The following is a 15041-nucleotide window of genomic DNA, read 5'->3' as shown; positions in this document are numbered from 1 at the left end:
TCGTACGACTCGCCACCGGATAAGTTTGCTCTATTTGTGCAATACTGCAGAATGGCTGTGGCTCGAACGTGTGGTAGTGCTTCGAAAATGGGGTTGGAAGGACGGGATGGCCCGTCTAATGGTTACGTTCTGAGGTTATGCGCGTGGACCGCTCCACTTCTGGAGGGTCGCAGACGACGAACCGGACTCGGAAGTCCAGACGATGCGGAAGTCTTGGTTCCCGAGGTCAGTCTCACCGGTTGTACTGTACGCTGTTACCGAAGTGCCAGCGCTAATTTCGGTGTTGGCATCTGTAATCCCATCGAACGCATCGAATGTGTATTCTTCAGCACCTGAACCATCGGCTACTCCAGAGCTCACCGCGAATTCATCACTCGAAACCAGCTTGAGTTGACCAGCCTTGATTGCGGTCCCTGACTCGTGAGTGACCACGAAGGTGTCTTCTGTTGATGCTCCGTTGTCCGTGTACTCGAAGCTAAAGCTCGCCTGCGGCGAGGTCTCGCTCACTTGGTCACCCAGACCCAACACGAACGTCCCGATGACGGCGGCGAGGATGACTGTGATAGCGACCATGAGGATGACGCCGATGACTGGCGAGACTGCACGTGACTCTGTGAGGAATTTCTTGATGTCCATTGAAATCACCAGAACCGTTGCACAGACGACCTATTCCGAGAGTTGAAACTCCCTATTTCAGACGCTGGATGACCGGTTCTTGACGAATATCTATACGTTTAGGAAATACTTAAAGTCATATTATAAATTATATTTCAGTTGTCATACGCTGGTCTGCTTCCGTACGCTGAGGATTCGGAGTTGCACCGTCCCACGTCGAGTCGTTGTAACTCGACAGGGAGCGATTTTCAAAGAAGTTGGTCTCGTAGTGTGAGATTACGCGACGGTGTACTTCACGAGGGTCGACGACGTCGAACCAGATTCAGAGGTCCAGACGACGCGGATGATGTCGCCCGAGGCGAGAGCGTGAGCGCCGTCATCGCCGTCGCGTGGTCCACTGATTTTGTTCTCTTGGTCGGTTGCCGACACATCGTAGGAAATGGCACCACCATCGGTCACCTGGTCACCCTTGTCATCGTAGAGTCCAACGGTGACCGACGAGCCAGCGCTGATGGTTCCTGTTCCCGACCAGAGGGCCGCAGCATCGTCGTCATCGCTGGCAACTTCGCTGATTCCGTAGGCAGTGTGCCCGTTCACGGTGACACTGATTCTACCTTCTTCGATTGCATCCCCACTGGCGTGAGTAATCTCTACAGTAATCAGGTCTGGTTCGTCAGGGTCAGTACCATCATCAGGACCGTCGGTACCAGTAAACGTCGACGTCTCTTGCGAGAAGTCGAAACTCGCCTGCGGTGCGGTTTCGTTCACTTGGTCGCCGAGACCGAGCACGAACGTTCCGATGACTGCCGCGAGAATGACCGTAATCGCGACCATGAGGATGACGCCGATAACCGGCGACACCGCGCGTGATTCTGTAAGGAATTTCTTGATATCCATTGGTTTCTCCTAGGTAAACCGGCCGACAGCGGTGAAGCGCGAAATACTCGAAATCGCCGTAGCGCGTGAGTCCGGGACCTATTAGATAATCTGACTTTCTCCAAGGTAATAAAATCCCGCTGACACGCATGTACACACATCGGAAACTGTGACGAGAGTTCTGTGCCTCTGTGAAGAGAGCACTCGCTCGAGAGTCGAAAAACGGAAAGAGAGGGGGGCCGAGCGTTTGTCAGCGGTTTATGCAGGTGCGGTGGATTTCTGGAGGGTTGCCGAGGAGCTTCCACTTTCAGCGGTCCAGACGATGCGGATGGTTTCGCCGTCCCAGTCGTCGGATGCTTTTTCGATGACGACTTTCGAACCAGCGCCAACACTGCCAGCGAAGGCACCATCAGCGTCGTACTCGTATCCAGTACTAGTGTCGGTAACTTCCACTCCGTCGACCGTCACCTTGAGGAGCGATGCGTCGATTGCGTCACCGCTCTCGTGGCTGATGGTAACCGTGGACGGGCTAACTGAGTCGTCGTAGTCGAAACTGAAACTCGCCTGCGGTGCGGTGTCGCCGACTTGGTCGCCCAGACCCAGCACGAAGGTACCGATGACGGCCGCGAGGATGACGGTGATAGCGACCATGAGGATGACGCCGATGACCGGCGAGACTGCGCGTGATTCTGTAAGGAATTTCTTGATATCCATTGTTCTATTCAGGACCGGTCTCGGAGCCCACATCGTGCCCCCACATTCGGGACTTCGAGCGGCGTCTCGTGCCGATTCCTGTTAGCAATCCATATGTTCTGTCTATATTTAATTTCACGTAAAATAACGGGTTTATTCTACTGGTTTAGATGCGGTTAGCGGCCGTATAACTGCAGAATTCGGCACTTCAGACGATGTTATAATTGCTGTTGATAGTCGGACAAGAATGCGAAAAGCCCGCTCGACGTGCGCCAATTAACTGCGGACATGGTGGTGTTGTGGCGCCCGTTCGTCTGCGCCTCGATAGTCCGGTTAGACGTCCGCGGTCTCATCGGCCGACCTCTCGACAGTCGTCGTCGCGCCCACGGTGGGTTCGGCCGTACGCATCGACTCTGCGCGAGTCTTCAGCGCCTGGTTCACTGCGTGGAAGTTCCGTTCCGTGTCGTCACCGAACAGGCGGTTGATCGGCCAGACGAGGATGCCGGTGAACGTCTCTGCTTGTGTCAGTCGGGAGCGACCGTCTCCGAGGTCTTCGACGACGAATCGGTGTTCACCGTCGAACAGCCCTCGAACGAACAGGTGGCCACGCCATCGAAGTTCTCCATCGTCGGCGCGGAGGACTGTCGGTTTGAACGTGGGCATTCGACCGGCCTGTGGACCGGGTGCGACAGCGAGGGTCGTTCCCGCGACTGCCTCGCCATCGATTCGTGTGTAGTCGTTCCACTCGGGATAGCGTTCGAAGTCGACGAGTACCTGCCAGACTGTCTCTGCGGGCGCGTCGATGTCAATGGAAGTCGTCAGTTCGTCCATGACGGTAGAGACGCCGAATAAAGAGATAAACACGCGCTGAAGACGCGTTATGTAAGAGGTGTGAGCATTCGGCTTACTGCGGTGCGTGCCAGAACTCTGGCGTCGCCTCGAAGTCGATTTCGGCGTCGGACGGCGCACGCTCGTAGAGCGCGTCGTGAACTGCTTTGTAGCCCGCTCGCGCACCTTCCTGTGCGAGTTCGGGGTGGCCGCGTGTGTCGAAGACGATGCGCCACTCACCGTTCGTGAGGTGGAGCCCGAGGATGTACTTCCCACGGACGTTCACGAGGAGCTGATACGCCTGCCGAATGGTCTCGCCATCGCGTTCGAGGTTGTACCCGCGCACGGCGATGGCCTGCTGGACGGCCTCCTGTGATTCGAGTTCCCGTACGAACGACTCGGGAACGGCCGTCGGCGGGAGTGACTCGACGAGTTTCTCGCTCATGTTCGTACCTCCGTGTGCCGCAATCCGGTCGATTCCATCGTACCGTATATCGACGGCTGAGACGGTATAGGATACACGGTCTCGCTTCGTTGCATCGAACGAAGCGACTTTGGCAGTCTGTGCTCGCAGACGAACTGTGACTCCCCCTACTGCACACCACGTCGGTATCACCGTCAGCGACCTCGAATCGACAGTGGCGTTCTACCGCGACGTCCTCGGACTGTCGGTCATCGACCGGTTCGAAGTGGCCGGCGAAGCGTTTTCGACAGCGGTCGATGTCGAGGGTTCGACGGGCCGCTTTGCCCACCTCGATGGTGGCGACGTTCGCATCGAACTCGTCGAGTACGACCCAGAAGGCGACCACCGCCACGACGCGACCCTCGACCAACCGGGCGCGACCCACCTCGGACTGTCGGTCGACGACGTCGACGACATCTTCGACGACCTCCCAGCACACGTCGAGACGCTCAGTGACCCCCAAACGACCGAAAGCGGGACGCGAATCGCCTTCCTCCGCGACCCCGAGGGGAACCTCGTCGAACTGCTCGACGTCTGAGTCTGACTGAGTGCGCGTGGCCTCAGCACGAGGGCGTCTGTGCTGCGTGTCTCTCCCGCAGAAAGGAAGTCCCAATACCTCGACAGCCCAAAGAAAAAACAGATGATTGCTCGACGACCCGTCGGAGGCCTCGGTTGTGGGCCGTAGAGACTCACTCGACGTAGATATCTTTCAACCGCTGTGGGCGGCCGGATGGCAGTGGCTCTGGATTGTCGCCGGCGGCCTGTTCCTCGGAGGGTACTTCATATTCGAGTTCGGCGACCTTCTGGAAGGCGCCGGGATTATCCTCGGCAGTGTTGCCCTCGCGGCACTCGGCATCCGGTACGTCGATACCAACTACGAAGCAGTGCTCGATTCGGGCACAGAACAGGCCCAATCTGCCCTCCTCGACCTCGTCGGCTTCGACGACGACAGCGTCGTCTCGTCGACCTCAACCGCAGGACAGACGCTCTTCTTGGTCGAACCGGCACGAGAGTACCACCTGACGACGCTCGCCGTCGGTGACGACTCGTTCGTCGTCCACGACGACGCCACAGTGAGTCTCGCACACCGGTACTACACCGTCGGCGACGACGCGCACACGTACGCGTACGAGAGTATCGAATCGGTCGGCTTCGACGCTGGAACACTCCGTATCACGTCGACTGACGGGTCCACCGCGTCACACGAACTCCCAGACGTCCCGACGAGTGCGTTGTCGGCCGTTCGAGAGCGGATGTCGGGTATCGAACGCGACGACTAATTTCGGTCGCTGACTGCTTCGACGACCTGATAGTGCCAGTCGTACAGCTCGTCGGCAGTCAGTTCGTCCAGTGCCGTCTCGTCCAGAGAGACAGTATCTCCATCTAGACGGGCGACTGACGCGAATGGGTCCATCGCGAGTAGACCGCCACCGAACGCAGCGTCCCACTTCTCGTATGGGACCTGCTCAGACTCCACGAGAGAGGAAAGCGCCCGGTAGAACGTCCGTTGCATCCACCGAACCGGAACGTCTTCGTCTGCCTGTTTGCGGGCGTAGCGGTCGACGTCGTCCCAGAGCGACGCGATGACGTCTCGTCGTTCGTGGACTGTTTCCATCGACCCGTCTCCAGTCGCGATGGCGGATTGGAGGCGTGTCTCCCAGTCGTCCGGGCGCCAACTGAGGGAGCGACTAAGGTTGACAAGCCACTTTTCGTGGGGAAGATACGCCTCGTTGACCGCGAACAGTGATTTGATGAGGGGCTCGACTGCCCCACTGAGGACGTAGTGTGCCTGGACAGCATCACGGCGGTGAACCCAACAGGTGGTCGCGAGTTCGAAGTGCCACCAACAGTCGAAGAGGAGTCCCTCAGCATGGTCCAAACCGGGTGGTGAACCGAGATGTTCGTCGAACGTAGCAGCGAGTCGGCCATCGGGGTCCGACAGAATTTCCGCGTACGACCGGTCCCACTGTTCCGTCTCCGACCACGTTCCTTCTTCGACTGCCTCGATTCGTTCGACTGCGATGTCGTATAACTGGCCGTCTACGACGGTGATGCCGGTGGCGATGGGTGCTCGTCCAGCTACCCACGCTTCGTGTACCGTGTCGGTTAGGTAGAGCGTCACGTCTATTTCGGACAGTTCGTCTCCGTACCCGCGTGAGATGCCACCGTTGAGTGTCACACCCACGACCCCTGGGAGCGCTTCGAATCGGGGGAGGGTCGCCTCGAGGTGGTCCCAGAGTCGGTCGACCTGATTCTGTCTGTCGATTGTCGGTGACGGGCGGGTATCACCGTCGTGCATCTGTCGGTCGTTGTCCACGTTTTTCAGTCCTCCACCTGGCCGGCAGCGCTGTTAATCCCACTCCGTCCAGCAGACAACTGGATTCCGACGACCGCGACGACGATGGCGACGATGGCCCACGTGATGAGTGCGTGCGAGACGTACATCGACACGAGTGAGTCCCAGTTGATGACGTTCCCAGTGAGGGCGATGTCGAGGTCGAGTGGAACCCTGCCCTGCGTCGAGTTGTCCGTCCCGTGCATGAGCATCGCGAGAAAGGCACTCCCACCCGACCCGTTGTAGATCCACGCGAGAAGAATCGAGAACGCCACGATTCCGACGAAGTACGAGGCTGTCAGCGCCAGCGGCCAGTCAGCACGCATCCCGCCGGGGAAGACGAACTGTGGAAGGTGCCATCCACCCCACAGCACCCCGATGACGACGGCCGCCCGGAACGCACCGTAGCGTTCCTGCAACTCGGGCTGGGCGAACCCACGCCACCCAAGTTCCTCTTGACCGCCACCGAGGAGCGTTCCGAGGACGATGCCGATGACGATAGAGATGGGGTCGAACTCGAAGGAACTCCAGTCGACAGGACCACCGAGTGCCCACGAGGCGATTCCCGATGCGTAGGTGATGACGAACGGGATGGCTATTGCGAGGACGTACCACTTGGGGTGGACGCGGAATTTGAGGATGTCACGCAACCACTCGCGGACCGACTCACCACTCACAGTGAGGACGATCGCGGCGGCGACGCCGGGTGACAAGGGACTCAAGAACCCCTCGAAGAACCACGTCGTCCACGAGGGTTCCATGCCCGCGAGTTTCACGGCACCTTCGATGCCCCACGAGATGGCGTACGTGAGGAGGAAGAACGCGGCGATGCGATGTCGCTGAATCCAGTCGGAAACGGGGGCCATACATGGAGATTCGCGGGGGGCACAGATATAACTTATCTACTAATTTACATATTGTCAGAGGCACAACTCAAAAAAGTTTGAGCTACCTCACGGCTCGACGTCGATGTGTACGCGCCCGTCTGTGACTTTCACGATAAACACGTCCTCGGAGACGTCTGTCTCGACGTGAGCCTCGAAGGGGTCTGTGGACTCAATGTCGACGGACCAGTCACGCGTGTGCGAGTACACCTCCCACGGACGGACGTCCATAGCGTTCCGCCCCGATTTCCAATAGGCAGCAACGAGTGCAGGGTGGTAGAACACACAGAGTTCGACGGGTGCGTACACCTGATTGAAACAACGCCTACAGGAGACGAGGACGACGAACTCGTTCGAGCGCGGTGACTCCCGCGGACGACTCGACGCGTCCATCACACCCCCACACGTCGGACACGTCCCTTCGAGGGCCATACCCAGCTCGTGGTACACACGGCGGTCACAGGACTGGAGTGTTTGAGTCGGCGACCGGTCTGCTGCCTGCGCCGGTGGAAGGTCGTATCGTGCGACAGTCTCGTCACAGGAACTGCACGCCACGGTCAAGAACGGGTCTTCGAACGCTGCGACCAACCCGGTGCTAGCACAGTGCGGGCACGACCCGTCTATCGGCGTCGCCTCGAAGGTGGGTCGTTCGGTGTACGTCCCAGCGTGAATCGTTCGGACGACACGCTCTCCTGCCTGCGTCAATCCGTACGAACCATCGAATTTCTGGACGAACACGCCATCGAGTTGCCCGAGATGATACGACAGTTGTGAGGTACTCTCGATATCGATGCGGTCGTAGAGTTCCGAAAAGGTGAGCCTGCTTCCAGTCTGACGTTCCGCGGCCTCGATGACCCGAAGGATACGCAGTCGGAGTTCACTTCCGAGAGCAGCGAACGCTGATTCAGGGTTCGGGGCTCCGTCGTCGGTCATTCGTCTGTTGAGTCGAGGGTTGTCCCCCTAAGCGTTCGTTCGACGCCCGCCGAGTCGTCGCGTGCGTCGTCGTCCCCGTCGTCGATTGGCAGTTCGAGTGTCACTGCTGCTCCGCCGAGTGGTGTCGTACCCAACCGCGTGCTCCCGCCTGCCTTCGTCACCACCCAGTGAACCAACCACAGGCCCATCCCCGTTCCGTGTTCGAGCGGTGTTTCACGACCGCGTTCGATAGCGTCCCACTCACCCTTTGGCAGGCCAGGGCCGTCGTCGCTCACCCGGATAACGAGTCTCTCGTCGTTTCTTGGACTCCGGAACACGTCGACGTGGACCGTCTCACCACCGTGTTCGAGGGAGTTGGTCACGAGTTCGTTGACGGCCACACCGACTCGATTGTCGACGAGTTCTGAAATCCCCGGTTCGACGTCGACCGTCGCGGTCGAATCGGGATAGTACGACTGGGCACGAGTGACTGCCTCGTCGATGAGTTCGACGACGTATCTGGTACTGCCGTCGGATTCGAGGAGGTCTGCAACGGTCTGTGCTTTCTCGGCGAGTGCGACGAGTTCGTTCGCAGCGGTGACGATATTGTTCGCCCTGTCCAATGTTTCTTCGTTTGCTGCGTCTGTCCGAATCATCTCGGCGTAGCCGTCGATGACGTTCATCCGGTTGCGGAGGTTGTGTCGGAACATGCGATTCAGGACGCCGAGTCGTTGTTTCGCCAACTCTGACTCGGTGATGTCGGACTGGATAGCGACGTACCCAATACTCTCGTCGCCCTGGTGAATCGGTGCGATGGTCTGGACCGCCGTGTAGAACTCGCCGCTCTTTCGCTGGTCGACGATGCGTTCGTGCCACGTGTCGCCCGACTCGACAGTCTCCCACAGCGATTCGTAGTACGAACCGTCCATCTCTCCGGATTTGAGGATGTCCGGTGTCTCACCGACGGCCTCGTCGCGCGTGTACCCCGTGATGTGCTCGAACGCAGGGTTGACGTAGGTAATCTTACCGTCCGGCGTAGTGAGGTATATGGCGTGACCTGCCTGTTCGACGGCCATCTCGAACTCTCTGAGTCGGCGCTCTCGCTGTTTTTGCGCCGTCGTATCGACGAAGACACCGACCAGTTCGACCACGTCCCCGTCGTCGTCACGAATCACCGCCGTCGAGAGTAAGAACTCGCCGACGCTCCCATCACGCCGCCGAAGTTCGACTTCGAGGTTCGAGAGGCCTTCTTCTTCGGTGGTCTGGTCGAGAATCTGGTCGACGCTCACCGGTCGGTCACTCGTCACCTCCGGGAGTTGTTTGCCCAATACTTCCTCTTGCGTCCATCCGAAGGTCTCTGTAGCCGCCTCGTTCCAGCGAGTCACCTGCTTGTCGGGAGTCACCGAGATAATCGGAACCGGCGAGGCCGACACGACGTTCTCCAACTTCGTCAGCGACGTCCGAACGGACGCTTGCTGGCGTGCTATCCGCTGGTTCTTCCGATTGACGAGGAAGCCGACGAACACACTGGAGACGACGACGAACAGTAGACCTTTCCCGATCGCGAGCGGCGACGCCATCGGCGTCCCCAAGAGCGTCGAGAGGACGAGTTCGCCCCCCAGAATACCCACCGCCCCAAAGCCGACGTACGCGGTTGCAATCGCCCGGCCGTCGTGTGTATCGAGTGGCGTCTCGTCCATTCACTATCTGGTATGTACTGGTCGGTATAAACAAGAGTGCGCAGTGTCATCCGGTGAGAATTCCGAATACGACTCTCGAACGGGCGTGCTGAAGCGCAACCGACATTGCCTCCCACCCGTTAGAGTCGATGAAACGCCTAGACGGCGGTACCTCGAGGCGACACACCACATGAGACGACGAGACGCCCTCAAAACCCTCGGAATCGGCGCACTCACAGCGACCGCAGGTTGTCTTGGTGGATTCGAACGACAGTCCGCCTGGCGTGACCCGCCGCTCGTCGAAAACCGCCCCGACGCGGTGTACCTCCCGGCCATCACGGAAGGGATGAAGATGTACGGGATGACGACCATCGGCCCCTACGGTGTCGCACTCTCGTACTCCTATCCGCACCGGTTCTGGTCGGTCGCCGGGCCGGAGTTACAGAAAACCGTCGTCGAGGCAGACGACTCAGTTCACCTCATGGCATCGGTGTGGGACCACGAGACGGGGACGGTCCTCCCGTTCGACGCCGGTGTCACGATCGAAATCCTCCGCGACGGCTCGCTCGTGAGCGAAGAAGTCGCCTACCCGATGTTGTCACAACAGATGGGGATGCACTACGGGTCGAACTACGTCCTCGACGGCGAGGGAGACTACGAGGCCCGAGTGACGGTTGGCGGCACGTCGCTCCACCGGACGGGGTCGTTCGCTGGACAGTTCGAGACGGTGGAGACCGCGACGTTCGAGTTCACGTTCGAGACAGACGAACTCTACGACGTCGAACTCGAGCGTCTCGGAGACGAGGCAGGAACGCTCGGTGCCGTCCCGGCGATGGAGATGATGAACGTGCCAACTGGCGCGCTCCCGGCAATCGACGCACTTCCCGGCGACCACCTCGGCAGGCAGACGAGTGGTGACGCACACTTCGACGCGTTCGTCGTCGACGACGGCTCTCCATTCGATGCCGACGGGGCTTACCTGTACGTCTCTGCGCGAACACCGTACAACGAGTTCGTCCTCCCGATGATGGGCGTCCGCGGGACCGTCGAGCGAGACGGGACACCTGTCCTCGACGGCGAGCGACTCCGCCGCACGCTCGACCCTGAACTGGGATACCACTACGGTGTCGCCGTCGACTCGCTCGAATCGGACGATACCGTGACGCTCGCCGTCGACGTCCCCCCACAGGTCGCTCGTCACGACGGGTACGAGACTGCGTTCCTATCGTTCGACTCGATGCAGTTCGAGCTGTGAAGAGACGAACCAAGATGAGTGCAGCGCCGGAGCGACTAACAGAAACGTTCAGAACCCGCCACTGCTGACCTTCGAGTGACCAACGGATGACCACGGACATCGACGCGACACGTGACCGCCACGTCTGCGAGACGTGCGGCGAGGCGTATCCGGCCGAGCAACTGCTGGTCCTCCACCGGGGTGTTCGTCACCCTGACGCTCTCGACGCCAGCGAAGTCGAAGCGTATCGCGAGGCGTACTACGAAGAAGAACGCGAACTGAAGTCGTTCCGTATCCGCGCCCTCGGCGTCCTCGTCGTCCTGTACTTTGGATTCCTCATCCTGTTCATCGTCTTTGCCTCATGATTCGCACGAAACTGCTCCGACGAGTTGGCTTCGGCCTCCTCCTTACGAGTCTCGTCGCACTTCTCTCGGACCCGGCCGCTGCGAGCAACGCCGCCGTCGGCCTCGCGGGTGCATCACAGGATAACCTCTCCGTCCCCCGATGGCTATATCTCGCCACCGGTGGTGCCACCGTCGGTGCCTCTGCGCTCTTGGCGAGTTTCGTGACCGACCGCCGGTTCATCGACCGAGTCCACCGTTGGCAGAAAGACGTTGGGTTCGCTGACGGCCTCCGCAGGGGACTCGTCGTCCTTGGGCATCTCCTCGGAATCGTGCTGTTGGCGCTGCTCGTGTACCTCGGCTACACCGGCCCGCAGGTCCCAACCGTCAGTTTTGCCATCATCGTCGTCTTCGCCGGTCTTCGCGCGGGGTACACGATGTTCACCTACCTCGTCGTCGATACGTGGCGGGCACTCAACCCGTGGCGGACGGTCGCGAGCGTACTCCCCAATGGCTTCCTGGCGTATCCCGAGTCACTCGGGCGATGGCCTGCTGTCGTCGGCATTCTCGTCCTCGTTTGGGTCGAAACTGCCGCGGGCGTCACACGCCAACCGGCAGTCCTCGCTACTGTGCTCGTCGCGTACTCTGTGGTCACGCTCCTCGGCGCTGTCGCCGTCGGCGTCGACGAGTGGTTCGAGAAGGCTGACCCGGTCTCCGTGTTCCTTCACTTCTACGGCCGGGTCGCACCGATTCGAGTGGACGACGACGGTCTCTCGTTCCGTTTGCCGGGAATGCGTCTCGTCACCGACGACGAGATGACTGACATCGCCGACGTCGCCGTCGCTGTCGTCCTCGTCTGGGAACTCACCTTCAGTGGGTTCGTCACGACCGAACAGGGCGCGGGCGTCATCCGCGCAGTCGTCGACGCCGGGATTCCACCACTTCTCGTCTACGCTGTCGTCTATCTCGGCGGATTTGCTCTCTTCCTCGGTCTCTACCTTCTCGCGGCGCGAGTGACCGTTCGCCGCATCGAGACGTTCGAAACCTCGCGAGCGCTCGCAGTCCGATTCGCCCCATCACTCCTCGCAATCGCCGCTGGCTACCACCTCGCGCACTACTTCGGCTTTTTCGTGTCGCTGTCGCCCATGCTGGTCGGCGCGCTCACGACACCGCTGTCACCGCCGGCAAACCCTGTCGTTCTCACGCTCCCGTCGTGGTTCGGTGGCCTCAACGTCGCGTTCGTCTTGCTCGGGCATCTGGTGGCCGTCTGGGTCGCCCACTCACAGGCGTATCGGACGTTCCCGAGTCGACTGCAGGCGATTCGAAGCCAGTTCCCCTTCGTCGCCGTGATGATTCTCTACACGATACTCAGCCTCTGGCTTATCTCGTTGCCGACGGCCCCGCCGCCGTTCCTCTGAATGTTATTAAAACACAGCAAAAATATTGTTAAGATAGATTATTTTGGCCCCACTTTATAACAGGTGGATTATTAACTGGTGGCTTGCTACTGGCGGGTATGAGCGAACACGATGGACGTGTCTCGGACGGCAGAGACACGACCACGGACCCACCAGACGACGCGTGCGGGTGTGACGACACCTGCGGCGTCGACGTCGAGGAGGGTTTGCCGCCACAGCGCGTCCCCAGTGACGACGCTGCTCGCAGTCGTGCCGAGTTCGGCGTCCCCGACATGGACTGTCCGTCCTGTGCCGGAAAAGTCGAGTCGAGCGTCCGACGACTCGACGGCGTCGGCGACATCGACCCACAGGTGACGACGGGGCGTCTCGTCGTCGACTACGACCCTGACCGGACGACCATCGACGATATCAGAACCAGCATCGAGGGCGCGGGCTACGCCGTCGAAGACGAACCGACTGTCCGCACGGTCACGCTCACAGTCCCGGATATGGACTGTCCGTCCTGTGCGGGAAAGGTCGAAAACGCCCTCGAAACTGTTCCAGGAGTCCTCGACTACGACACGCGGCCGACGACAGGAGCGGCGATTGTCACTGTCTCCGCCGACACGGACCTTTCGGAGGTCGTCGAAGCGGTCGAACGTGCCGGATACGAAGTGACTGGAACCGACGCCGACGAACTCGACGACGCAGACACTGACGACGAACCGCAGAGCGTCTGGCGGAGCACCCGCGCGATGAAAACGTGGGTCAGCGGTGGGTTCCTCGCGGCGGGTATCACTGTCGAGTTCCTCCTCGGTCTGGAACTCGTCGTCGCCTCCATTCTCGGTATCTCGTTCACGCTGGTCGAGGTGCTGTACATCCTTGCTGCCGCAATCGGCGGGCAGGAAATCCTCCGAAACGGCTACTATTCCGCACGGAACCGCAGTCTCGACATCGACTTCCTGATGTCGGCGGCGATTATCAGCGCCGTGACGGCGAGTCTCATCTCTCCGCCGACGAGTCTCTACTTCGAGGCTGCGACGCTCGCGTTCCTCTTTAGCGTCTCTGAACTTCTCGAACGCTACTCGATGGACCAGACGCGAAACTCGCTGCGCGAACTGATGGACCTCTCTCCCGACGAGGCGACTGTTCGGCGCGACGGCGCCGAGACTGTCGTTCCGGTCGAAGAAGTCGTCGTCGGCGACGTCGTCGTCGTCAAACCCGGTGAGAAGATACCCGTCGACGGAACGGTCCTCGACGGCGACAGCGCCGTCAATCAGGCACCAATCACCGGTGAGTCTGTTCCCGTCGACAAGACCACTGGCGACGAGGTGTACGCCGGGACGGTCAACGAAGCAGGCTATCTGGAGGTCCGTGTGGACTCTGCGGCCGGTGACGACACGCTCTCGCGTATCGTCTCGATGGTTGAAGACGCACAGGCGAACAAAACCGAACGCGAACAGTTCGTCGAGCGCTTTTCGTCGTACTACACGCCGTTCATGGTCGTTGTCGCCATCGCCATCGCCACGATTCCACCACTCGTGTTCGGACTGGACTGGGTGACGTGGTTCGTCTACGGTATCACGATGCTCGTCCTCGCGTGTCCGTGCGCGTTCGTCATCTCGACGCCCGTCTCGGTCGTTTCCGGTATCACCTCGGCCGCCCGCAACGGCGTCCTCATCAAGGGTGGGACGTATCTCGAGGCGATGGGGTCGGTCGAAGCCATCGCCATCGACAAGACCGGAACGCTGACCAAGGGTGAACTCACCGTCACCGACGTCTTGCCGCTGAACGGGAACACCGAAGACGACGTTCTCCGGTGTGCTCGTGGCCTCGAAGCACGGAGTGAACACCCCATCGGCGAGGCAATCGTCTCGGCTGCCGACGGGAAGGACGTCGCCGATAGAACGGTCTCCGGATTCCAGAGCATCACCGGCAAAGGTGTCCGCGCCGAACTCGACGGCGTCCCACACTTCGCTGGGAAACCCGGACTGTTCGAGGAACTCGACTTCGCGCTCGAACACACCCACGTCACCGACCCCGCGGATGCGCTCTCAGACGACGTTCGGTCGCTCTGTGATAGACAGGGCTGTCTCAACCTCGTCGAAGACACGATTCCTCGCCTGCAAGCGGAGGGGAAGACGGTCGTCCTCGTCGGGACCGAAGACGAACTCGAAGGCATCGTCGCCGTCGCCGACGAGATTCGCCCAGACGCGAAAGCGACTGTCGAGAAACTTCGGTCGTTCGGTCTCTCCGTGGTGATGCTCACTGGCGACAACGAGGGCACTGCCCGCGCCATCGCCCAACAGGTCGGTGTCGACGACTTCCGGGCCGGACTGCTTCCGGAGGATAAAGTCACCGCCGTCGAAGGGCTTCTCGACGAATACGAATCGGTCGCGATGGTTGGCGACGGCATCAACGACGCACCGGCACTGGCGACGTCGACGGTCGGTATCGCCATGGGTGCCGCGGGCACCGACACTGCACTGGAGACTGCCGATATCGCACTCATGGCCGACGACCTCTCGAAACTCCCGTACCTCTACGAACTGTCGCACCAGGCGAACCACGTCATCCGCCAGAACATCTGGGCGTCGCTCGCTGTCAAGGCACTCCTCGCCGTGGGTGTTCCCTTCGGGTTCGTCAGTGTCGCGCTCGCCGTCCTCGCGGGCGACGCCGGCATGACGCTCGGTGTGACCGGGAACGCGATGCGACTCGCTCGGATTCGCCCCGACGAGTAGTCTTCTTGTCAACAGGTTCACGATTCTTACCTGACGAGAAACG

General features: G+C 60.3%; 15 protein-coding genes. 6 read left to right on the top strand and 9 right to left on the bottom strand.

Annotated features, from left to right (window positions below; translation table 11 throughout):
- Window positions 1-135: 135 nt before the first annotated feature.
- The 5 genes from GJR98_RS16230 to GJR98_RS16210 all read right to left on the bottom strand — a co-directional run bounded on the left by GJR98_RS16230 (window position 136) and on the right by GJR98_RS16210 (window position 3457).
- The gene (locus GJR98_RS16230; protein WP_151139788.1) at window positions 136-636 is read right to left on the bottom strand and encodes a type IV pilin; all 501 of its coding nucleotides are present in this window, start codon (window positions 634-636) and stop codon (window positions 136-138) included.
- A 255-nt stretch (window positions 637-891) separates the two neighbouring features.
- Window positions 892-1512 carry a type IV pilin gene (locus GJR98_RS18075; RefSeq protein WP_151139787.1) on the bottom strand — a complete coding sequence of 207 codons (621 nt, stop codon included), beginning with the start codon at window positions 1510-1512 and terminating at the stop codon, window positions 892-894.
- A 237-nt stretch (window positions 1513-1749) separates the two neighbouring features.
- Window positions 1750-2205: a type IV pilin gene (locus GJR98_RS16220; protein WP_151139786.1), complete on the bottom strand. Its 456-nt coding sequence runs from the start codon at window positions 2203-2205 to the stop codon at window positions 1750-1752.
- A gap of 312 nt (window positions 2206-2517) precedes the next feature.
- Entirely contained in the window at window positions 2518-3015 is a 498-nt protein-coding gene (locus GJR98_RS16215) for an SRPBCC domain-containing protein (protein ID WP_151139785.1), read from the bottom strand.
- 73 nt (window positions 3016-3088) lie between these two features.
- Window positions 3089-3457, bottom strand: coding sequence for a hypothetical protein (locus GJR98_RS16210; protein ID WP_151139784.1), 369 nt, complete (start codon window positions 3455-3457; stop codon window positions 3089-3091).
- Window positions 3458-3593: 136 nt separating this feature from the next.
- On the opposite strand from GJR98_RS16210, the gene GJR98_RS16205 reads away from it, so the two are divergent.
- Both GJR98_RS16205 and GJR98_RS16200 read left to right on the top strand, forming a co-directional pair.
- Window positions 3594-4013: a VOC family protein gene (locus tag GJR98_RS16205; RefSeq protein WP_151139783.1), complete on the top strand. Its 420-nt coding sequence runs from the start codon at window positions 3594-3596 to the stop codon at window positions 4011-4013.
- A 136-nt stretch (window positions 4014-4149) separates the two neighbouring features.
- On the top strand, window positions 4150-4755 hold the full coding sequence (locus tag GJR98_RS16200; protein WP_151139782.1) for a hypothetical protein: 606 nt from the start codon (window positions 4150-4152) through the stop codon (window positions 4753-4755).
- Here GJR98_RS16200 and GJR98_RS16195 read toward each other — a convergent pair.
- The 4 genes from GJR98_RS16195 to GJR98_RS16180 form a co-directional block, all read right to left on the bottom strand.
- Window positions 4752-5792, bottom strand: a complete 1041-nt coding sequence (locus GJR98_RS16195) for a hypothetical protein (RefSeq protein ID WP_151139781.1) — start codon at window positions 5790-5792, stop codon at window positions 4752-4754. The genes GJR98_RS16200 and GJR98_RS16195 overlap by 4 nt on opposite strands.
- Window positions 5793-5797: 5 nt before the next feature.
- On the bottom strand, window positions 5798-6676 hold the full coding sequence (locus tag GJR98_RS16190; protein WP_151139780.1) for a CPBP family intramembrane glutamic endopeptidase: 879 nt from the start codon (window positions 6674-6676) through the stop codon (window positions 5798-5800).
- Window positions 6677-6763: 87 nt separating this feature from the next.
- A complete protein-coding gene (locus GJR98_RS16185; RefSeq protein WP_151139779.1) occupies window positions 6764-7627 on the bottom strand; it encodes an ArsR/SmtB family transcription factor in 864 nt (287 codons plus the stop codon).
- Window positions 7624-9306, bottom strand: coding sequence for a PAS domain S-box protein (locus GJR98_RS16180; RefSeq protein ID WP_151139778.1), 1683 nt, complete (start codon window positions 9304-9306; stop codon window positions 7624-7626). Before GJR98_RS16180 ends, GJR98_RS16185 begins: the two co-directional genes overlap by 4 nt.
- 169 nt (window positions 9307-9475) lie before the next feature.
- On the opposite strand from GJR98_RS16180, the gene GJR98_RS16175 reads away from it, so the two are divergent.
- From GJR98_RS16175 to GJR98_RS16160, 4 genes are all read left to right on the top strand, one after another.
- On the top strand, window positions 9476-10540 hold the full coding sequence (locus tag GJR98_RS16175) for a DUF7350 domain-containing protein (RefSeq protein WP_151139777.1): 1065 nt from the start codon (window positions 9476-9478) through the stop codon (window positions 10538-10540).
- A gap of 86 nt (window positions 10541-10626) precedes the next feature.
- The gene (locus tag GJR98_RS16170) at window positions 10627-10884 is read left to right on the top strand and encodes a DNA-binding protein (RefSeq protein WP_151139776.1); all 258 of its coding nucleotides are present in this window, start codon (window positions 10627-10629) and stop codon (window positions 10882-10884) included.
- The gene (locus tag GJR98_RS16165; protein WP_151139775.1) at window positions 10881-12278 is read left to right on the top strand and encodes a hypothetical protein; all 1398 of its coding nucleotides are present in this window, start codon (window positions 10881-10883) and stop codon (window positions 12276-12278) included. The genes GJR98_RS16170 and GJR98_RS16165 overlap by 4 nt, the downstream gene beginning before the upstream one ends.
- Window positions 12279-12376: 98 nt before the next feature.
- Entirely contained in the window at window positions 12377-14998 is a 2622-nt protein-coding gene (locus GJR98_RS16160; RefSeq protein WP_151139774.1) for a heavy metal translocating P-type ATPase, read from the top strand.
- Window positions 14999-15041: the final 43 nt, after the last annotated feature.

The sequence above is a fragment of the Haloferax marinisediminis genome, assembly GCF_009674585.1.
GTDB lineage: Archaea > Halobacteriota > Halobacteria > Halobacteriales > Haloferacaceae > Haloferax > Haloferax marinisediminis.
This window is presented reverse-complemented; position numbering and strand designations above follow the sequence as displayed.